Annotated in this window: 17 protein-coding genes and 1 pseudogene; 11 read left to right on the forward strand and 7 right to left on the reverse strand. The window is 69.6% G+C overall.

Going from position 1 to position 19,762, the window contains the following annotated elements; all coding sequences use genetic code 11:
• Nucleotides 1-83: pseudogene (locus tag A5780_RS39615) on the forward strand (F420-dependent glucose-6-phosphate dehydrogenase); the annotation flags it as partial.
• 173 nt (nt 84-256) lie between these two features.
• The gene (locus A5780_RS34630) at nt 257-2,599 is read left to right on the forward strand and encodes a serine/threonine-protein kinase (protein ID WP_064911164.1); all 2,343 of its coding nucleotides are present in this window, start codon (nt 257-259) and stop codon (nt 2,597-2,599) included.
• 4 nt (nt 2,600-2,603) lie between these two features.
• On the opposite strand, the gene A5780_RS34635 is transcribed toward A5780_RS34630, so the two are convergent.
• Entirely contained in the window at nt 2,604-3,113 is a 510-nt protein-coding gene (locus A5780_RS34635; RefSeq protein ID WP_063015257.1) for a nitroreductase/quinone reductase family protein, read from the reverse strand.
• Nucleotides 3,114-3,164: 51 nt separating this feature from the next.
• A complete protein-coding gene (locus tag A5780_RS34640; protein WP_064911165.1) occupies nt 3,165-3,956 on the reverse strand; it encodes an LLM class flavin-dependent oxidoreductase in 792 nt (263 codons plus the stop codon).
• A 176-nt stretch (nt 3,957-4,132) separates the two neighbouring features.
• Here A5780_RS34640 and pta point away from each other — a divergent pair, with 176 nt between their 5' ends.
• A complete protein-coding gene (gene pta, locus A5780_RS34645; RefSeq protein ID WP_063015266.1) occupies nt 4,133-6,214 on the forward strand; it encodes a phosphate acetyltransferase in 2,082 nt (693 codons plus the stop codon).
• 73 nt (nt 6,215-6,287) lie between these two features.
• Nucleotides 6,288-7,484 carry an acetate kinase gene (locus tag A5780_RS34650; protein WP_064911166.1) on the forward strand — a complete coding sequence of 399 codons (1,197 nt, stop codon included), beginning with the start codon at nt 6,288-6,290 and terminating at the stop codon, nt 7,482-7,484.
• Between the two features lie 7 nt (nt 7,485-7,491).
• On the opposite strand, the gene A5780_RS34655 is transcribed toward A5780_RS34650, so the two are convergent.
• The 3 genes from A5780_RS34655 to A5780_RS34665 are packed head-to-tail and all read right to left on the reverse strand — an operon-like array spanning nt 7,492 to nt 12,431.
• Nucleotides 7,492-10,110 (reverse strand): serine/threonine-protein kinase, encoded by a 2,619-nt coding sequence (locus A5780_RS34655; protein ID WP_082976898.1) that lies wholly within the window; start codon nt 10,108-10,110, stop codon nt 7,492-7,494.
• 3 nt (nt 10,111-10,113) lie between these two features.
• A complete protein-coding gene (locus A5780_RS34660; RefSeq protein ID WP_063015254.1) occupies nt 10,114-11,085 on the reverse strand; it encodes a glutamate ABC transporter substrate-binding protein in 972 nt (323 codons plus the stop codon).
• Nucleotides 11,082-12,431, reverse strand: a complete 1,350-nt coding sequence (locus A5780_RS34665) for a hypothetical protein (protein ID WP_064903791.1) — start codon at nt 12,429-12,431, stop codon at nt 11,082-11,084. Before A5780_RS34665 ends, A5780_RS34660 begins: the two co-directional genes overlap by 4 nt.
• 146 nt (nt 12,432-12,577) lie before the next feature.
• Here A5780_RS34665 and A5780_RS34670 point away from each other — a divergent pair, with 146 nt between their 5' ends.
• A complete protein-coding gene (locus tag A5780_RS34670; RefSeq protein WP_082857083.1) occupies nt 12,578-13,249 on the forward strand; it encodes an NUDIX hydrolase in 672 nt (223 codons plus the stop codon).
• Nucleotides 13,250-13,296: 47 nt separating this feature from the next.
• On the opposite strand, the gene thiE is transcribed toward A5780_RS34670, so the two are convergent.
• On the reverse strand, nt 13,297-14,001 hold the full coding sequence (gene thiE / locus A5780_RS34675) for a thiamine phosphate synthase (protein WP_030516618.1): 705 nt from the start codon (nt 13,999-14,001) through the stop codon (nt 13,297-13,299).
• Between the two features lie 147 nt (nt 14,002-14,148).
• On the opposite strand from thiE, the gene thiO reads away from it, so the two are divergent.
• The 6 genes from thiO to A5780_RS34705 all read left to right on the forward strand — a co-directional run bounded on the left by thiO (nt 14,149) and on the right by A5780_RS34705 (nt 19,510).
• Complete coding sequence (thiO, locus tag A5780_RS34680) at nt 14,149-15,243, forward strand: glycine oxidase ThiO (RefSeq protein ID WP_063015264.1); 1,095 nt, start codon at nt 14,149-14,151, stop codon at nt 15,241-15,243.
• Complete coding sequence (thiS, locus tag A5780_RS34685; RefSeq protein WP_063015251.1) at nt 15,240-15,476, forward strand: sulfur carrier protein ThiS; 237 nt, start codon at nt 15,240-15,242, stop codon at nt 15,474-15,476. Before thiO ends, thiS begins: the two co-directional genes overlap by 4 nt.
• A 1-nt stretch (nt 15,477) precedes the next feature.
• The gene (locus tag A5780_RS34690; RefSeq protein WP_063015250.1) at nt 15,478-16,254 is read left to right on the forward strand and encodes a thiazole synthase; all 777 of its coding nucleotides are present in this window, start codon (nt 15,478-15,480) and stop codon (nt 16,252-16,254) included.
• Between the two features lie 133 nt (nt 16,255-16,387).
• Entirely contained in the window at nt 16,388-17,353 is a 966-nt protein-coding gene (locus tag A5780_RS34695) for an ABC transporter ATP-binding protein (protein ID WP_064911182.1), read from the forward strand.
• Entirely contained in the window at nt 17,353-18,114 is a 762-nt protein-coding gene (locus A5780_RS34700) for an ABC transporter permease (protein ID WP_063015249.1), read from the forward strand. Before A5780_RS34695 ends, A5780_RS34700 begins: the two co-directional genes overlap by 1 nt.
• Nucleotides 18,115-18,745: 631 nt before the next feature.
• A complete protein-coding gene (locus A5780_RS34705; protein ID WP_036525326.1) occupies nt 18,746-19,510 on the forward strand; it encodes an adenylate/guanylate cyclase domain-containing protein in 765 nt (254 codons plus the stop codon).
• 12 nt (nt 19,511-19,522) lie between these two features.
• Here the strand turns inward: A5780_RS34705 and A5780_RS41535 are convergent, their stop codons facing one another.
• Nucleotides 19,523-19,675, reverse strand: coding sequence for a hypothetical protein (locus tag A5780_RS41535; protein ID WP_167332006.1), 153 nt, complete (start codon nt 19,673-19,675; stop codon nt 19,523-19,525).
• Between the last annotated feature and the right edge of the window lie 87 nt (nt 19,676-19,762).

Consider the following 19,762-nt stretch of genomic DNA (forward strand, 5'->3'; position numbering starts at 1 on the left):
TCTTCCACGCCCCGGGCCACGATCAGCGTCGTTTCCTGGATCTGTTCGCACGCGACCTCGCCCCGCGCCTGCGCGCACTCTGAGCCTTCCCGCGCGTCCGCTCCCTCGGATGTCACGCTCGGCCGCCCGAGCGTGACATCCGTACGTTCCGGGCCGGTACGGTGCGGAGCCGCCCGCTGTGTGTCCGTTCCGCCTGGTCCGTCCGTCCCTCGCAGGCCGGTCGGACTCGGTAGGGTGCTCACGGCGAGGAGGAGTAATGCTGTATTCGGGGGAGTTGTTCGCGGGCTACCGGATCGAACGGGTGCTCGGCGCCGGTGGAATGGGTGAGGTCTACGTCGCCCGGCACCCGCGGTTACCGCGATCGGACGCGGTGAAGGTACTACCGGCCCAGTACGCGGCCGACCCGGAGTACCGGGCGCGGTTCGAGCGGGAGGCCGATCTGGCGGCGAGTCTGTCACATCCGGCGATCGTGAAGGTGTACGACCGCGGCGAGCACGAGGGCCGGCTGTGGATCGCGATGGAATTGGTCGACGGCGTCGATGTCGCCCAGCGACTGGCCGCCACCGGGCCGTTCGGGATCGATGAGGTGATCCGGATCGCGGAAACCGTTGCGGGAGCACTGGATCGCGCGAATGCGCAGGGTTTGGTGCACCGGGACGTGAAACCGGCGAACATCCTGCTGAGCCGGGACGGTGACGTGCTGCTCACCGATTTCGGCATCGCCCGGCAGGCCGCCGCGGGTGCCTCCGATCTGACCGGAACCGGGGTCATGATCGGCACCCTGAACTATGCGTCGCCGGAGCAACTGAGCGCGCAACCGCTGGACGGACGCAGCGATCAGTATTCCTTGGCCTGCACCGTCTTTCACGTGCTCACAGGCGACGCGCCGTTCGCGGACGCCAATCCCGTCGTGGTCGTCACGCGGCATGCCACGGCCACGCCACCGAGCGTGCGGACGGCGCGTCCGCACCTGCATCCGGACGTGGACGCGGTCCTCGCGCGGGCGATGGCGAAGCGACCGGAGGCACGGTTCGCCTCGTCGTCGGAGTTCGCGGCGGCGCTGGGTGCGGCCTTGCGGGCCGACACTGCCGGCCCGCCGCCGGGCGATCCGCAGGCGGCGATCGCGACCGTGCTCGCGGGACAGCCCGAACCGTCGCGGGGCCGGTCGGAAGCACAGACCGAATCACCGACGGTGCTACCGCGAACCGGTGCACCGTCGAGTGGAATCCGGTGGGGCGCAGGTATCGCGGTCCTGATCGTGATCGTGATCGTGACGGTTTTCGTGGTGCGGTCGGCCGGCTCCGATGAGGTCGGTCCGACCGATGCCGCCCGGGCGCTAACCCGGATCTCGGTCACTCCGCAGAGCCCGGATCTGAGTGCCGAACCCACCGGGAAGCGGTGGTCGGCCGACGGCTCGGAGCTCCCGATCGGCGGCACGGACAAGGTGGTGCTCTACAACGGCACCGAGAAACTCGACATCATCGATGTGGAGTCGGGTGCGCTGTTGCACAGCGTCGGTGTGGGTTACATCTCCTACGCCGAGTGCGTGTTCACGGCCTCGGGCCGCTACGCCGGCTGCCGTACGGAGGCCGCGGACAGCGCCGCCGGAACCCGGGACGTGAATTCGGATTCGTACGCGACGCTGCTCATCGATACGCAGGCGGGCGTGATCTCCGGCCGCCTGCCGGCCGCCACCGAAATCGTCTCCGCAGGCGAAACCTTCGCCACGTTCGAACCCGAGCGCGAAGGGGCCGGGACGGGTTCGGTCATCGCCGCGGACGTCAGCGGCAAGGTGCTCTGGCAGGCCGACGACATTCAGCCGGGCCTGGTCCACGGTTCCGGTGTGCTGTCGCTGCAGAAGAATCCCGTGTCCGGTGATCCGTTCTCGAAGGCCGGTTTCGAATTGCGGAATATCGAAACCGGGAAGGTCGTGTATCAGGTGGCTCCGGACCACGTTCAGCCGAATACGGTGTGGGCTCCGGGTTGGCTGGCGTACTCCGGCGGATTCGCGATCGGTGCGGACTTCTTCGCTCTCGACGGAACGAAGCGCGCCGGTGCCGGTCCCGGCTGGCGGGTCGTGGCGAGCCAGCCGTATGCCACCCAGGGTGACGATCCGGCGCCGAACGGCAACGACAAGCGCTACGCCGAACCGGACACGGCCCCGGCGCTGCCGGTGATGACGAACCGCGGCATGCTCGCCGCCTTCGATCCCGCGACCGGGTCCATGCTCTGGTCCAGGCAACTGCCGAAGGAAGCGAGTTACGGCCACGGTGTGTCCGTCGCCGGAATCGGCAGCAAAATTCTGATTCGCTGGGACACCACCACGAAATCCGGCTCCGACTACCTCGAGAACAGATACAAGCTCGCCTACGCCTGGTTCGACGCGTACACGGCCGAGGGCGGTGTACTGCCGGACAACCAGGTCCCCTGGGCCACCGATGGATCAAGGGTGGTCACCGTCGCGCGTGGCGGTCAGGGCGGCATCACCGTCGTCGCGGCCGGAACGAATCGGCAACCGGTGTGGTCACTCGACTTCGGCAGCAGCCCGATCCGGACCTTCGCAGGGCGGGCCTATCTGTCCCACAGCCGGATCGTGTGAACACTCACGCCCGGGTCAGGGCGAACAGGCGCAGATCGCGCGTCGTGCGGCTGCGGTAGGCGGCATAGGCTTCGGTCGTCTCCACGAACCGGTCGAAGATCCGCTGCTTACGCTCCGGATCCTCGATCAGCTGTGCGCGCACCGGAATGCTCTGTCCCGCAAGGGTTACGGTCGCCTCGGGGTCTGCCAGCAGGTTGGCGGTCCACGCCGGATGGCTGGACTGACCGAAGTTGCTGCCGATCACGTACAGCGTGTCGCCGTCGTGGACGTACAACAGCGGGGAGGTGCGGGGCTGCCCGGACTTGCGGCCGGTGGTGGTGAGCAGGACGATCGGCGCGCCGATCGGTCCGAGCACGGTGTAGCGAGCGCCGGTGCGCTGCAACACCTTCCGGTCCAGCGGGGTGAGGGTGCGGACCACCCGCGAACCGAACTTCGTCGCGGCGAACGCGCTCGCGGTGCGTCCGAGCAGACCGGTCCGCGAACCCCACTGCCGATCCGGAAACTGTGCCGTCATGGACAGTGATCCTAAGGCTCCGGCCGCAGTCGCGAGGGCGGGTGAGAGCGTTTACCGCCGGATCGCGGCCGCGAATTCATAGCCCCGGCGCCAGTCGCCGTCGCGCGGCGCGGTGAGCAGGTGTTCCACACCCGCCTCGGCATAGGCGTCGAACAGTGCCCGGGCTTCGCCGAGTTCGGCGGGTAGCGGCGTGACGACTGAGACAGTCGGTGTGTTCCGGCCGAATTCCGCGGCGAATTCGGTCACTTCCTTTGTGGCAGTGGCTACTTCCTGCGGCGCGAGGCCGATCGCGAGCCAGCCGTCGGCGAATTCGGCCGCCCGGCGCCGGGCACGCGGACCGTCGCCGGCCACCAGAATCGGCGGAACTTTCGCACCGGGTGCGAGCGTGACCTCGGTGCCGTCCGGCAGGACGGCGGGCCGGCCCGCGATCAGGTCGGGCAGTACGCGCAGATTCTCGTCGGTGCGCCGGCCCCGGTCGGCGAACGACAGCCCGGCCGCTCGCCAGCCGATATCGCCGTGGGCGGGATTGCCGGTGCCGACACCCAGCAGGAGCCGATCCGAGGACACGTACTGCAGCGCGCCGATCTGCTTGGCCGCCCACGCGGCCGGGCGCAGTGCGAGCAGCAGCACGCCGTAGCCGATCCGAATCCGTTCGGTCACCGCCGCCGCGGTCGCCAGCGTGACCGAACTCTCCAGAATCGGCGCGCTGGCCACGAGCTGGTCGGTCGACCACACCGAATCGAGCCCGGCCTCCTCGGCGAACCGCGCCGCGGCGCCGACATCGCCGAGGATCGGCTGCTGGGGATCGGGAGTGGAGGTGGGGAGGAAGGTTCCGAGTTGCATGAGACGAGACTATGGGCTGATCGTGAGCCGTTGAATGGTCGAGAAGCGCACGAGTATGTCCGTAACACTCATCGAGCCCGCTTGCAGAACCGGTCCACAGTCAGCCGAATGTGATTTCACCGGCACCGCCCGTGCGGACGACCGCGGGCGCGGATCCCCTCACTAAGCTCGGGACCATGGCCGAACCCGCACCCTCCATCGTGTTCATCGCGTCACTGGAAGGTGACACCGGCAAATCCACCGTGGCGCTGGGCATGTTGCAGATGCTCTCGGCGACGACGCCGCGGGTGGGCGTCTTCCGGCCGATCACCCGGTCCAACCGCGGCCGCGACTACATTCTCGAGCTGCTGCTCGAACACTGCACCGCCGATATCGACTACGACCAGGCGGTCGGGGTGACCTACGAGCAGGTGCACGCCGATCCCGACGCCGCGATCAGTGAGATCGTGATGCGCTTCCACGAGGTCGCCAAGGTCTGCGACGCCGTGGTGGTGGTCGGCAGCGACTACACCGATGTCGCCGGGCCCAGCGAACTGCGCTACAACGCCCGGATCGCGGTCAACCTCGGCGCGCCGGTCCTGCTGGTGCTGCGCGGGGCCGGACGCAGCCCCGAGGAGGTCGTGCAGGTCGCCCGGGTCTGCGAGGCCGAACTCGAACACGAGCACGCGCAGCTCATGGCGATCATCGTCAACCGCTGCGATCCCGAGCGGCTCGAGGACGTGCGGAAGGCGATGGGGGTGCTGCCCTGTCCGTCGTGGACGATGCCGGAGGTGCCGCTGCTGACCGCGCCGACCATGAACGAACTCTGCGAGGCCATCGACGGCACCGTCTACTCGGGCGATCCGGAACTGCTGCAGCGCGAGGCGCTGAAGGTGATGGTCGGCGGGATGACCGCCGAGCACATTCTCGAGCGGCTCAGCGACGGCGTCGCGGTGATCGTGCCGGGCGACCGCTCCGACGTCCTGCTGTCGCTGGTGAACGCGCACGAGGCGGAGGGATTTCCGTCGCTGTCGGGCATCATCATGAACGGTGGCATGTTGCCGGATCCGGCGATCGCGCGCCTGATGGAGGGCCTCAAGCCGAAACTGCCCATCCTCACCACGCAGCTGGGCACATTCGACACGGCCAGTGCCGCCGCCCACACCCGCGGGCGGGTCTCGCTCAGCAGTATGCGCAAGGTCGACACCGCGCTGGCGCTGATGGAGCAGCGGGTGGACAGCCGGAAGCTGCTGGATCTCATCGAAGTTCCGGTGCCGTCGGTGGTCACACCGCAGATGTTCGAATATCAGCTGGTGGAACGAGCTCGTGCCGATCCGCGCCGGATCGTGTTGCCGGAGGGCGACGACGACCGCATCCTGCGGGCGGCCGGCCGCGTGCTGCAACGCAAGATCGCGGAGCTGACCATCCTCGGTGACGAGGCCACCGTGCGTGCCCGTGCGGCCGAACTCGGCGTCGATATCGAGGCCGCCCAGGTACTCGATCCGCGGACCAGCGAGTTGCGCGCGGAGTTCGCCGAAGAGTTCGCGCGGCTGCGCGCGCACAAGGGAATGACGGTCGAGCGGGCCCGCGAATACATGGCCGACATCTCGTATTTCGGCACCATGATGGTGCACCGGGGCATCGCCGACGGCATGGTCTCCGGCGCCGCGCACACCACCGCGCATACGATTCGGCCCTCATTCGAGATCATCAAGACCGAACCCGGCGTCTCGACGGTGTCCAGTGTGTTCCTGATGTGCCTGGCCGATCGGGTGCTGGCCTACGGCGACTGCGCGGTGGTGCCGGATCCGACCTCCGAACAGCTCTCCGATATCGCGATTTCCTCCGCCCGCACCGCGCAGCAGTTCGGGATCGAGCCCCGGGTGGCGATGCTGTCGTATTCGACGGGCGAGTCCGGTTCGGGTGCCGATGTCGACAAGGTCAGGGCCGCAACCGAACTCGTGCACCGGCGCGCGCCGCAGCTGCCGGTGGAGGGGCCGATCCAGTACGACGCCGCGATCGAACCGACGGTCGCCAGCGCCAAACTCCCGCATTCCGATGTCGCCGGGCGCGCGACGGTGTTCATCTTCCCGGACCTCAATACCGGTAACAACACCTACAAGGCCGTGCAGCGCAGCGCGGGCGCGGTGGCGATCGGACCGGTGCTCCAGGGATTACGCAAACCGGTCAACGACCTGTCGCGCGGCGCCCTGGTGGCCGACATCGTGAACACTGTGGCTATTACGGCGATTCAGGCGCAGCAGCAGGAGGCACGGTGAGCGACCATCGCGCAGCGGCTCGCTGTGCCGACCGGGTGCGGGTGGCCCGCAGGACACAGGAGGCGCGGGGCTGATGCAGGTATTGGTGATCAATTCGGGGTCGTCGTCGATCAAATATCAACTGCTGGACCCGGTTTCGGCGCATGTGGCGGCGTCCGGGCTGGTGTCGCGCATCGGGGAGCCGGTATCCGAGGACGAGGTCACCGTCGAACATCACAGTGACGGAAAGAATTTCGAGCACACCGGCCAGATCTCCGATCACGCCGCCGGGCTGCGGGTGGTGTTCGACCTGTTCGCCCGCAGCGGTCACGATCTGAGTGGCGAGGGGCTCTCGGCGGTCGGACATCGGGTCGTGCACGGTGGCGAGGTCTTCTACGAACCGACCCTGATCACCGATGCCGTGGTGGAATCCATCGACAAACTCTCCACCCTGGCGCCACTGCACAATCCGGCCAACGTCACCGGTATCCGTTCCGCGCGTGCCGTGCTGCCCGATCTCCCGCAGGTCGCGGTCTTCGACACCGCCTTCTTCCACGGACTGCCCGACGCCGCGAAGACCTATGCCATCGACGCCGGTGTCGCCGCCGCGCACGGTGTCCGGCGCTACGGGTTTCACGGCACCTCGCACGAGTACGTGTCCGGGCGGGTGTCCGAACTGCTCGGCGGCGACCCGTCCGAGCACAACCAGATCGTCCTGCATCTGGGCAACGGCGCCTCGGCCTCGGCGATTCGCGGCGGCCGGGCCGTGGACACCAGCATGGGACTGACGCCGCTGGAGGGACTGGTGATGGGCACCCGGTCCGGCGATATCGATCCGGGTATTCCGCTGCACTTGGCGCGGACCGCGGGGCTGGACATCGACGGCATCGACGAACTGCTCAACCGCCGCTCCGGCATCAAGGGGTTGTCCGGGGTCAACGACTTCCGGCAGTTGTTCGGGCTGATCGAATCCGGCGATGCGGCGGCGCGTTTGGCGTATGACGTCTACGTGCATCGGTTGCGCCATTACATCGGCGCCTATCTGGTGGATCTGGGCCGGGTCGACGCGATCACCTTCACCGCCGGAGTCGGGGAGAACAACGCGCAGGTGCGCGCCGACGCGCTGGCCGGGCTGGAACGCTTCGGCATCGCGGTGGATCCGGTGCGCAACACCGCGAAAGATCGTGCGGCGCGCCGTATTTCGCCGCCGGACGCGGAGGTGGCCGTGCTGGTGGTGCCGACCGACGAGGAACTGGCCATCGCCCGCGCGGCGGCCGCGCTGGTGGGCTGAACGGGGCTCAGAACCAGCTCTTGGCGCGAATCGCGTTCGCCAGATCCACCAGCGCGTACCGGTGCGTCCGGCCGGGGGCGGTGCGGGCCAGTGCGCGCAGGCCCGATTCGATCCCCCGCCGCAGCCCGCGTTCGGTGAACGGTTGTCCGAGCAGGGTGCGGTCGGACGCCTGAGGGCGGTTCCCGGCCTGCAACCACGCCAGAGCGGTGCCGAGCACCAGGACCCGCAGCTGCGCGACCCGGCGTTCCGCGGCGGGCAGCGCCTGCAACCGCGCCGCGGCGACGTGCAGGGTCGACTCCGCCGGCCGATCGGTGCCGACGTGCGCCTGTCGACGATCGCCGCCGCCTTCGGACTCCGTGCCGCCGGGCTCGGTGGGGTGTCCGGTGAGGAGTAACAGGACCGCGGTCAGCCGCGCCTCGGTGTAGTGGCGGGAGGCGGAGGGGACCTCGTCCAGGGCCGCCACCGCCGCGGTGACCCGGCCGTCGGCGGCCAATTGCCGGGCGAGCCCGAAGGCCGCGCTGACCACGCCGCGGTCGGTCCGCCACACCGTCGCGTAGAACTTCTCGGCGCAGTGCCGCCACTGCGCGGGGTCCGGCGAATCCCACTGTTGCAGAACCAGTTCCGCGGTCGCGGCGATGGCCAGTTTGGGTGCGATCTCGCCGGGCAGCGCGCACAGCACCGCGTCGAAACAGTCGTAGGCGCGTTCGTAATCCTGCTCGCGCAACGCGATCAGGCCCTGGAACCAGTCGGTGCGCCAATCCTGTACGCCCAGGCGACCGAGCAGCTCACGGGCCGCGGCTGGCTGGTCGAGATCGAGGTGGATGCGCACCTCGGCCAGGGTGGCCTCGGTGGCGAAACTGTCCGGCGCGCCACCCGGCGCGGTCTCGGCTCGGCGCCGCGCGGCCCGCACCGCGTCGAGGGCATGCTCCGGTTCGGAATGCACGGTCCCGGCCAGCAGCGCGGCCGAGGGATCGGCCGGATCGATCAGCGGCACCGGCAGGGCGGCGGCGATATCGCGGGCCGCGAGACTCTTGTCGCGGACCACGCCGTCGGCGTAGACGTCGGTCTGCCCGATCAGCTCGTCGGTGCCGAAACTGGTACGCGGCGGGCTGAACAGCGTCGAGAGCTGCGGATGTTCGGTTCCGGTGTCGGTGGCCAGGATTTCGCGCAGCACACCCGCGAGCTGTGTGGTCATCACCCGGGCCGAGGGGAAACGGCGGTCCGGATCGGGATCGGTCGCGGTCAGCAACAGCCGATGCAGGAATTCGTACCGAGCCAGCACCGGTTCGATGTCCGGATGCGGGATGCCGTCGGTGTAGCGGCCGGCGACCATCGGGATGTTCACGGTCAGCACCGCCAGGGTCCGGCCGACCGTGTAGATGTCGGTGGCCGCCGTGGGGCCGGTGGTGGCGATCTCGGGCGCCTGGAAACCCTTGGTGCCGTAGAGATTTCCGTACGAGTCGAAGGGAGCCGTCGCGCCCAGGTCGATCAGTTTCACCTGGTCCTCGGTGACCATGATGTTGTCGGGCTTGAGGTCGTTGTAGGCCAGCTCGAGCGCGTGCAGATATTCCAACGCGGGCAGGATCTCCAGGATGTAGGCGATCGCCTCGGGCACCGGCATCCGCTCCGGCCGCGGATGTGTGTCGAGCAGATCGCGCAGCGAACGTCCGCCCACGTACTCCATGACGATGTAGCCGATCGGCGAGCCGCCGGGCCCCGGATGTTCGACGAAGTTGTGAATCTTGACGATGCTCGGATGGGCCAGTTCGGCCAGATATTGCCGTTCGGCGACGGCGACCGCCTGGGCCTCGGCATCGCCGCCGTGCAGCAGGCCCTTCAACACCACCCAGCGGTCGCTGACATTGCGATCGATCGCGAGATAGATCCAGCCGAGTCCGCCGTGCGCGATACAGCCCTGGATCTCGTACTGTCCGGCGACGCGATCGCCGGCACGCAGATAGGGGCGGAAATCGTAAGGGGCGCCGCAGTTGTCGCAGATTCCGACGGCAGTGGCGGCGTGGGCAGGCGTCGTGCGCCCGACCGGCCGGCCGCAGCGCCAGCAGTACCGCCGCCCCTCGGCCACCACCGGATCGGCGAGGACGGCCACCATCGGATCCATCTGCGGCACAGTGGGAATCGGCACCAGGCCGGCGCCCAGGCGGCGCACGGTCGGGCGGGAGCGGACCGTGCGCCCGCTGCGCCCGGTGGGGCGACTCGGCTCGCTCGCATACGACGAGGTGTCGGGACCTCCGGTGCCGGTCGCGGCGGCAGCGGTGTCGGGGCCGGTGAAAGGCGTTGCGGCCGTGGACGCGTCGGCGCGCTGCGTGCCGGGGATGTTTTCTGTCCCGGTGGTGCGCTGGACTTCCGGGGTGCGTTCGGGCCCTGGGGTGCGTTGCGTGCCGGGGGTGTTCCGCGGCCCTGGGGGGTGCTGAGTTGCCGGGGTGCGCTGGGGCTCGGGAATGTGCCGGGTCCGGGGGTGGTGCCGTGTCCCCGGAGTTCGCTGGGTCGGCGGCGGTTCCTGGGCACGGCGGGGCTGCGGTGTCGTCGGATTGTCGCCGGTATCCGGGGTGGAGGTGAGCGACGTCGGCGGGGGATCGGATTCGGAGAATGCGTGGTGTTCGGACATCGATCAGTCCCGATAGGTCGGTTCCGGCGGTCCGGCCGCGGGACCCAGCGCGGGCGCCAGCCAATGCTGATAGAGCCGATCCCAGGTTCCGTCGGTGCGCAACCGCTGCAGGGTGGCATTCACGAATCGGACCATATCGTCGTTCCCCTTCGGCACGCCGACGCCGTAGGGTTCGTCGCTGAGGGCGGGACCGACCACCTCGGCGTAGGGATCCTGCGCCGCCAGCCCGGCGAGCAGCGCGTCGTCGGTGCTGACCGCGTCGACCTGGCGCTGCTGCAACACCACCAGGCAGTCCGCCCAGGTCGGGACCGTCATGATCGCGGCCGTCGGCTGGATGTGCCGAATCCGGTCGAGGGAGGTGGTGCCGCCCACCGCGCATACGCGTTTGCCGGCCAGATCCGCCATCGAGCCGATGCCGGAGCCCTTCACGGCCAGCACGCGCTGATGCGACATCAGATACGCGGTGGAGAAGTCCACGCGCTGACGTCGATCGCAGGTGATGGTCATGGTCTTCACCACGACGTCGACGCTGTGATCCTGCAGTGCCCGTTCGCGATCCGCCGAGCCGAGGATCCGGTATTCGATGCGGCGCGGATCGCCGAACAGATCGCGCGCGATCTCGGCGGCGACGTCGACGTCGAATCCGGCCAGGGTGCCGCTGATCGGATCGCGGAAGCTGAACAGATTGCTGCCCGGGTCCAGGCCGACCAGCAGGCGCCCGCGCGCGCGGACGGCGTCGAGGGCCGGTCCGTGGTCGGCGCCGGGACGCAGGCTGGCGGTGGGATTGCCGCATTGTGGTTCGAGATCGGATGCGGGGGCCGACTGCGGTTGTGTCACAACGGCATTGGCGGGCAGTGGCGGTTCGGTGTAATTGCCGCTGCCGCCGGTGCGCGGGGTGGCCGGCGCACCGCCGCAGCCCCCGGCCAGCAGAGCCGATGCCGCCAATGCCGCTGCCGCGACCCGCCTCGCCCTCATCGGTACTCCCTCAAACGCGGCCACAACCCGGCCACCACGAACACCGCCGCCAGCGCGGCCAGCGTGAGTGCGCCCGGCGCCAGGAAATCCAGCGCACGCGCGGCATCGGATATCTCCCCGCGCAACGTATTTCGGGTTTCCCCCATGCCGGCGGCGAGCGCGGTGTCGAGGGTGTCGACGGCGGCGCTGGCCTGCGCCGGGTCCGCGCCGATCGCCACCACGGTGGCCGCCGGGAAATCGCCGCGGCCCAGCGCGTCGTTCATCCGCTGATGTGCCGAGCGCCAACGGCCCAGTGCCGCATGCGCATTGCGCACATCGTCGGCCCCCGGTGCGTCGCCGGGATAGTGGGTGAGCAGATCGTCGAGCCGCGCGGTGGCCGTGTCGTAGGTGTGGTCGTAGTCGCCGCTGGCATCGCGGCGCACCAGTTTCAGCGTCTCCGCCGCGCGCGCCTGCTGGGCGAGGATTCGGCTCTCGGTCAGCTGTGCGCCCGGGACCGCGCCGTCGTCGCGTCCCGAGCTGGTCGCCACCGCCGAGAACGATCCGGCGATCACCGTCCAGGCCAGCAGGATCAGCAGAATGCCCGAGGCCACCAGCAGCCCCGGATTGAGCACCCGATGCCAGCGCCGGGCCAGATAGAACTGCGCCGCCACCAGTGCGGCGAGGGTCAGGATCGGCAGTACGATCGCCGCCCACGGCGGCCGCACGTGCCGGCGCTGGGTCGCCGCGATCGCCGCGGACCGGTGCTCCTGCAACTCCTGTGCGGTCGGAAGCATGGTCGTCTGCATGAGATTCGACGCCTCACTCAGATAGGCGGCGCCGACGGGATGGCCTTCGCGATTGTTGGCGCGTGCGGTCTCGATCAGCCCGGTGTAGACCGGCAGTTCGGTGGCCACACCGGTGCGCAGGCGGGTGTCGGCGTCGGGCGTGGCCGAGCCGGGCGTCCCGGCGTTGTCGGACTGGGCCACCAGTTCGGCCGCGGCCTCACCGACCGCCTGGTCGTAGCGATCGCGCACCGGTTTCGGCTCCAGCCCGCCCGAGATGAAGGCGGTGCCGGCGGCCGCGTCGGCCACCGACAGCGAGGTGTAGAGATGCTGGGCGGAATTGGCGTCGGGTTCGGCCTCGTCGAGCAGATAGTCCAGGGCGTGCTGGCGGTTGCCCACCTCGCCCGAGGTCACGGCGCCCGCGACCAGGCACAGCCCGAGCAGCAGCAGGCCCAGCGCGATCAGCCGGGCGGGGGACGAGCGCGCGAACGCCCGGACATCGGTCGCGTCGAGCCGGCTGCGCACGGCGGCCGCCGCGGCCCGCGGGGACAGCTCGTCGAGCTGCGAATGCCCGATTCGAGCCATGCCCACCTCCGTTCGTTCAGCGGGTTGCATTGTGCGGACTGAGCTTATTGTGGTCGTACCGGTACCGCCCGATATGTGTCGGTCACGACGGCGGTACCCGGAGGCCGGCGATCAGGACGCCGGCGCGGATCGGGACGAGGCGGAGCATGCGCGGTGACGGAGACGGCTTCCTGGAAAGCCCCGATGGGACGCGGCAGTGGGGCCTGTTCGGGGCCGCCGGACTGCTGCTGCGGGCACCCCGGCAGGGCGGCGGCGCACTGGTGCTGCTGCAACATCGGGCGCCGTGGAGCCATCAGGGCGGAACGTGGGCGCTGCCCGGTGGTGCACGCGACAGTCATGAGACCAGCGTGCACGCTGCGGTGCGCGAGGCGCAGGAAGAAGCCGGAATCGATCCGGATGCGGTGCGGGTGCGCGGCAGCCGGGTGACGAGTACCGCGGACTCCGGCTGGACCTACACCACCGTGGTGGCCGATGTGTCGGAAACCTTGGCTACCACGGCAAATCGCGAAAGTGCGGAGCTGGCGTGGGTTCCCGAGGAGGAGGTCGACGCCCGGCCGCTGCATCCCGGATTCGCCGCCGCATGGCCCGGATTGCGGGCGGCCGCTGCCCGGCTCGAACTCGACGGCCTCGCCGAGGCGGCCGCCATCGCGGCGGCGCTGCCGCGCACGGTCGACCTCGCCGATCGCGGATTCCTGTGGCTGGACGCCCACGACTCCGCCGCGCCGACCGCCCGGATCGCGCAGCGCGAGAACGGATCCGGCGGATTCGTGCGGTACGAGGAAACGCTGGTCCTGACCCTGGACCAGGTGCTGGGCTGAACGCCGTGTGTGAATAGCCGTGTCCTCCCCATGTGTACGGCTGTGGATCAGTTCGCCGCGTTCTCCAGCAGCCGCTGTTTGAGTTCGCGGGCGGCGGCCTGAGGATCGCGCGCCGCGGTGATGGCACGCACCACGACCACCCGGTCGGCGCCGGCCGCGAGCACCTCCGGCAGGCGATCGCGATCGATACCGCCGATCGCGAACCACGGCCGGGTCGGATGCGACTCCGCGGTCGACCGCACCAGCTCGATACCCGCCGCGGTGCGGCCCGGTTTGGTCGGTGTGTTCCACACCGGCCCGGTGCAGAAGTAGTCGATGTGCTCGTCGACGACCGCGAGTCCGGCCTGATTGCGATTGTGGGTGGACCGGCCGATCACCACATCGGGCCCGACGATCCGGCGGGCGTACCAGGGCGGCAGGTCGCCCTGGCCCAGATGCAGCACGTCGGCGCCGGCGGCCAGCGCGATATCGGCGCGATCGTTGACGGCGACCAGCGCGCCGTGGCGGCGGGCGGCGGCCTTCAGTTCGGCCAGCGCACCGAGTTCGGCACCGGCCTCGAGCGGCCCGAACTTCGCCTCGCCGGCCGAACCCTTGTCACGCAGCTGGATGATGTCGACGCCGCCGGAGAGCGCCGCCTCGGCGAACGCGGCCAGATCACCGGTATCGCGCCGGGCGTCGGTGCACAGGTAGAGCCGGGCCGAGGCCAGGCGTTCGCGCGGTGCCATCGGGCGTTGCGGTTGGGACGGTTGCACGGCTTCGACCGTAGCCGCGCTACCGTGGAGAGGCGAAACAAGAGGGCATTCCCGCAGCGATGGCGGCCGCGCGGGAACGCCGATTTCCCGGTGTCGGCCGTGCACGGCGCGGTGCGTGCGAGTCCGGGACCCGAGCGAGGTGGAGTGATGCGAAGTCTGGCCGTCGTCGGTGGGGGTGTGATCGGTCTGGCGGTGGCCTGGCGGGCCGCCGAACAGGGCTGGTCGGTGACGATTCTCGATCCCGGCGTGGGGTCCGGCGCGTCCTGGGTCGCGGGCGGCATGCTTGCCCCGCTCTCGGAGGGCTGGCCCGGCGAGGACGATCTGCTCGAATTCGGTGCGGCCTCGCTGCGGCGGTGGCCGGAATTCGGCGCGCGGCTGCGCGAGGCCACCGGGGTCGACGTCTTCGTGGCCGGACAGACCCTCACCCTCGCGCTGGACGCGGCCGATGCCGCCGACCTGCGCACGATCGCCGACTTCTGCGGCACCCACGGATATCCGATGCGCGTGCTCGACCGGGCCGGGGTCCGCGCGACCGAGGCCGGTCTGTCGCGCACCGTCCGGGCCGGCCTGCTCGCGGTGGACGAACCGGCGGTGGACAACCGCCTGCTCCTCGACGCCCTCCGCCGGGGTTGCGCACAGGCCGGTGTGCACATCGAGCCCGTGTCGGTGGCGGCGGTGGACGAACTCGACCACGACCGGATCGTGCTGGCCGCGGGTTCGGCCAGCGCCCGGCTGTGGGATCTGCCGGTGCGGCCGGTCAAGGGCGAGATCCTGCGGCTGCGCCGGCGTCCGGGCACCCCGCCGCCGCCGTCCTCGGTGATCCGCGCGCGGGTGCACGGCCGGCCGGTCTATCTGGTCCCGCGCGCCGACGGCCTGGTGGTCGGCGCCACCCAGTACGAGGCCGGATTCGACACCACCGTGACCGTCGCGGGGGTCCGCGATCTGATCGCCGACGCGGAGTCCGTGTGGCCGGCCCTCGGCGAATACGAACTGGCGGAGGCCGCCGCGGGCGGACGTCCCGGTACGCCCGACAACCTGCCGCTGATCGGATGGCTCTCGGATCGGGTGATCGCCGCCACCGGCCACGGCCGCAACGGCATCCTCGGCGTACCGATCACCGTCGACGCGGTGGCGGCGCTGCTGGCCGGAGACGTCCTCGCCGAGGCGAAGGCCGCCGATCCGCACCGCTTCGCTGCCGCCGAAACCGCTACTCCCGCATCATCATCAGGAGGTAACCAGTGACCGCGCAACCGAGTTCCGCGTCCACATCGATCCCCATCGGCGTCACGGTGAACGGCACCGAACACGCCTTCGCGGAGCCGCTCACCGTCCGGGAACTGCTCGAGCGGCTCGAACTGCCGTGCCGCGGCGTCGCCCTGGCGGTCGACGGTGCGCTGTTCCCGAAGTCGCGGTGGGACGAGCCGGTCGGCCGCGGCTGGGAGATCGAGGTCCTGACGGCGGTGCAGGGTGGCTGACATGTCGGGTACCGAACCGCTACCGGCCGAGCCACTGCGGATCGCGGATCGGGAATTCGGCTCCCGGCTGATCATGGGAACCGGCGGTGCGGAGAATCTGGCGGTGCTCGAGGAGGCGCTGGTTGCCTCCGGCACCGAATTGACCACGGTCGCCATGCGCCGCATCGACGCCGCGGGCGGAACGGGCGTGCTCGACCTGCTCAAACGCCTCGACATCGCCCCGCTGCCCAATACCGCCGGCTGCCGTACCGCGGCCGAGGCGGTGCTCACCGCACAGCTGGCGCGCGAGGCGCTGGAGACCCACTGGGTGAAACTCGAGGTCATCGCCGACGAACGCACGCTGCTGCCCGACGCCATCGAATTGGTCTCGGCCGCAGAGCAATTGGTCGACGACGGCTTCGTGGTGCTGCCCTACACCACCGACGATCCGGTGCTCGCGCGACGCCTGGAGGATGCCGGCTGCGCCGCGGTCATGCCGCTCGGTTCGCCGATCGGCACCGGCCTCGGTATCGGCAATCCGCACAATATCGAGATGATCGTCGAGGCCGCCGGGGTTCCGGTCGTGCTGGACGCGGGAATCGGCACGGCGAGTGACGCGGCGCTGGCGATGGAACTCGGCTGTTCGGCGGTGTTGCTCGCGACCGCCGTCACCCGGGCCCGGCATCCGGCTCGGATGGCGAGGGCGATGGCCGCCGCGGTGCAGGCCGGTCATCTGGCGCGCCACGCCGGGCGTATCCCCAAGCGGTTCTGGGCCCAGGCGTCCTCACCCGCGGTGTGACCACGGGGATGTCCCCAGGTCGCGGCTGGGTGAGCCCACCGGGACCCTAGGGGTACCCCTCATCCTCGAGGATGACCGGACTCGCGACCTGTGAGCGATGGTCGCGTGCCGTTTTCTCGGGAAGACTGTGCCCATGATCGAATGCAGAGGTCTTACCAAGCGCTTCGGTGCGACCGTTGCCGTCGAGAACCTGTCGTTCACCGTCACCCCCGGCAAGGTGACCGGGTTCCTCGGCCCGAACGGCGCCGGTAAGTCGACCACCATGCGGATGATCCTCGGCCTGGATCAGCCCACCGCCGGGACGGCGTTCATCCAGGGCAAGCGCTACCGCGAGCTGGATCATCCGTTGCGCACGGTCGGTGCCCTGCTGGATGCCAAGTGGGTCCATCCGAACCGGTCGGCTCGCTCGCATCTGCGCTGGATGGCCGCCACCAACGACATTCCGGCCGGCCGGGTCGAAGAGGTGCTGCGGCTGGTGGGCCTGACCGAGGTCGCCAACAAGAAGGCCGGTGGCTTCTCGCTCGGCATGTCGCAGCGGCTCGGCCTGGCCGGGGCGCTGCTCGGCGATCCGCCGGTACTGCTGTTCGACGAACCGGTCAACGGCTTGGACCCCGAGGGCATTCTGTGGATTCGGCGGTTCATGCAGCGGCTGGCCGCCGAGGGGCGCACCGTGCTGGTGTCGAGCCATCTGCTGTCGGAAATGGCACAGACCGCCGACCATCTGGTCGTTATCGGGCGCGGCAGGCTGATCGCCGACACCGACACCAAGGATTTCATCGCGAAGTCGTCGGAATCGACCGTGCGGGTGCGCAGTCCGCAGCTGGACGAGCTGCGCAGCCTGCTCACCTCGAACGGGATGACCGTGCGCGAGGACGGCAGTGCGGCCGACCGGGAAGGGGTGATCGACACCGCCCCCGCCCTGGTGGTGGTCGGGGAAACCAGCGACGCCATCGGCAAATTGGCGGGCGCGAACAGCATCACCCTGTATGAGCTTGCGCCGCAACAGGCTTCGCTCGAGGAGGCGTTCATGCGAATGACCGGAGGTGCGGTGCAGTACCACGGTGAGGGCATCGAGCAGGCGATGGGAGGTGCGCTCTGATGGGTGTCGTCACCGCGGAGCGGATCAAACTCACCTCGACCCGGTCGCCGTGGTGGTGTTCGGCGATCGTCGTGGCGCTGGGCCTGGGCATGGCCGCTCTGTTCGCGGCCGTATCGCGGGCGAGTATGGGCCACGAGAACGAAACCACGCTGACCACCGCCGGCGCTACGGTCGGTGTCTCCGGATTCGGCGTCATGGTCCTGATGATCATGGCCGCCCTCACCGTGACCAGTGAATACCGTTTCGGCATCATCCGGACCACGTTCCAGGCGACCCCGAACCGATCGCTGGTCCTCACGACCAAGGCCCTGCTGACCGGCGCCTACGCGGCGGTGCTGACCTTCGTGCTGGGCCTGCTGGCCTATCTCATCGCGAAACCGCTGGCCGGCGATGCGGGGCGGCGGATGAGTCTGAGCTCGGACGCCGATTGGCGCGCGCTCTACGGACTGGCGATCTATGCCTTCCTGGCGGTGGTCCTGTCGGTCGGCATCGGCGCGCTGGTGCGGCAGTCGGCCGCGGCGATCTCGCTGATCGTGTTGTGGCCCTTGCTGATCGAGACGCTGCTGGGTAGTTTCGGCAGCTTCGGCCGCACCGTGCAGCCGTTCCTGCCCTTCGCCAACATCAACCGGTTCCTCGGCGAGGACACCTCCTCCGCGGCGCACTGGCACTGGGGGCCGTGGGGCGGACTGGTCTACTTCGTCGTCTTCGTGCTGGTCGTCTTCGGTGCCGCGCTGATCGTGGTCGATCGTCGCGACGCCTGATCCACAACCTCATACCTGCCCGCTCCCGGGCGTTCACCCTCGCGAAGCCCGGGAACGGGAGGGCGGTCCTGTCGGGGGACTGCTATCCCGGTCACAGCCGCCACTGCCCGGCGAATGTGACGATCACCGGCCCGATGTGCAGCCGTTTCGCGCTGTGCATCGGGCCGGTGTGCTGTGTGCAAAGCCTTCGTTAAACAGCGCCGCCGGACCTTCCGTGTGGAAGAGCCGATGGGTAACATCGGCCGGGCAACCAGCACGTTATCCATCGGCGGACCCAGCGCTGTGCCCGCTCCGTCCGATAGAGAGGTGGCAGGTGGCGATCATTGGCTACGCTCGGGATGTGAGCGAAAGACCTTCCGGCGACGGCGAAAACGCGTCCCGCGCAGTCCGTCCCGGAGATGCGCGAAACCGCACGGATGGTTCGCGTCGCAACGGCACCGCCGGTCGGCGGGGCAAAAGGGGGCTGGGTTCCGATGGCGACACTGTGCTGCCGGTCGACGCGCCCGAGGCCGGTGTCGAATTCGACGACGACTCGGATGTCGAGATCGTGATTCCGCTCACACCGGCCGACGAGGCGGAATCTCGGCTGCGGTCGTTCGGCCGGCGTCGAACCGGTCAGCTGTCCTCGTTGATGGCCGCGGCCAATCAGCGGGCCGACGTCATCGGCGTGATTCGCAAGGCGCGTGAGAGCCTGCCCGGCGATCCCGCATTCGGCGACCCGCTGTCGCTGTCCGGCCCCGGCGGCGCGCGGGCGGTGGCTCGCGCGGCCGACAAGATCGTGGGTGACAATCCCAGCGCGGCCAAGGAGCTGGGTCTGGGCGCGCTGCAGGTCTGGCAGGCGATGCTGGAGCGTGTCGGCCGCGGTAAGGGCAATGCGGAGATCACGGTGGTCTTCACCGACCTCGTGGCGTTCTCCCGTTGGTCGCTGTCGGCCGGTGACGAGGCGACGCTGGAGCTGTTGCGGCGGGTGGCGAGGGCCATCGAACCGCCGATCGTCGATCGGGGCGGTCAGGTCGTCAAGCGCATGGGCGACGGGGTGATGGCGGTCTTCGCCTCCCCCGACAGTGCCGTGCGGGCGGTGCTGACCGCGAAGAAGAATCTGGATCGGGTCGAGGTGGCGGGATATCGGCCGCGCATGCGGGCGGGCCTGCACACCGGGACGCCGCGCGAGATCGGCGGCGACTGGCTGGGCGTGGACGTCACCATCGCCGCGCGAGTGATGGAAGCCGGCGGCAACGGAAACACGATGATCTCGGAGACCACGCTCGAAGCGCTGGAGCCGAGCACACTCGAGGAACTCGAGGTCGCGGCCAAGCCCTATCGGCGCAGCATGTTCGCCGCACCGCTCAACGGCGTTCCGGAGGGGATGCGCATCTTCCGGCTCGCCGGAGACTAGACGCCGGGCGGTCTACCACCAGGTGACCACGCCGACGACCGCGAGGACCGCGCAGACGCCCAGCATCACCGACAGCACCCGAGAGTTCTTCCACATGGTGAAGGCGCCGCCGACCAGGAATCCGGCCACGGCCAGCAGGAGTACGACGATCACGGAATTGGACACCCTGCCATCTTGCCCGGCGGCTCGCGGACCTCGGACACCGGCCGGTTCCGCCGGTTCGCGGTAGCCGCCGGGCGAGCCGGCGGTCCG

It is taken from the genome of Nocardia sp. 852002-20019_SCH5090214, from assembly GCF_001665865.1.
Lineage (GTDB): Bacteria > Actinomycetota > Actinomycetes > Mycobacteriales > Mycobacteriaceae > Nocardia > Nocardia nova.

Coding starts and splice junctions, on each gene's coding strand:
- A5780_RS34630 (WP_064911164.1), top strand. CDS start 257: ATGCTGTATTCGGGGGAGTTGTTCGCGGGCTACCGGATCGAACGGGTG.
- A5780_RS34635 (WP_063015257.1), bottom strand. CDS start 3,113: ATGACGGCACAGTTTCCGGATCGGCAGTGGGGTTCGCGGACCGGTCTG.
- A5780_RS34640 (WP_064911165.1), bottom strand. CDS start 3,956: ATGCAACTCGGAACCTTCCTCCCCACCTCCACTCCCGATCCCCAGCAG.
- pta (WP_063015266.1), top strand. CDS start 4,133: ATGGCCGAACCCGCACCCTCCATCGTGTTCATCGCGTCACTGGAAGGT.
- A5780_RS34650 (WP_064911166.1), top strand. CDS start 6,288: ATGCAGGTATTGGTGATCAATTCGGGGTCGTCGTCGATCAAATATCAA.
- A5780_RS34655 (WP_082976898.1), bottom strand. CDS start 10,110: ATGTCCGAACACCACGCATTCTCCGAATCCGATCCCCCGCCGACGTCG.
- A5780_RS34660 (WP_063015254.1), bottom strand. CDS start 11,085: ATGAGGGCGAGGCGGGTCGCGGCAGCGGCATTGGCGGCATCGGCTCTG.
- A5780_RS34665 (WP_064903791.1), bottom strand. CDS start 12,431: ATGGCTCGAATCGGGCATTCGCAGCTCGACGAGCTGTCCCCGCGGGCC.
- A5780_RS34670 (WP_082857083.1), top strand. CDS start 12,578: ATGCGCGGTGACGGAGACGGCTTCCTGGAAAGCCCCGATGGGACGCGG.
- thiO (WP_063015264.1), top strand. CDS start 14,149: ATGCGAAGTCTGGCCGTCGTCGGTGGGGGTGTGATCGGTCTGGCGGTG.
- A5780_RS34690 (WP_063015250.1), top strand. CDS start 15,478: ATGTCGGGTACCGAACCGCTACCGGCCGAGCCACTGCGGATCGCGGAT.
- A5780_RS34695 (WP_064911182.1), top strand. CDS start 16,388: ATGATCGAATGCAGAGGTCTTACCAAGCGCTTCGGTGCGACCGTTGCC.
- A5780_RS34700 (WP_063015249.1), top strand. CDS start 17,353: ATGGGTGTCGTCACCGCGGAGCGGATCAAACTCACCTCGACCCGGTCG.
- A5780_RS34705 (WP_036525326.1), top strand. CDS start 18,746: ATGGCCGCGGCCAATCAGCGGGCCGACGTCATCGGCGTGATTCGCAAG.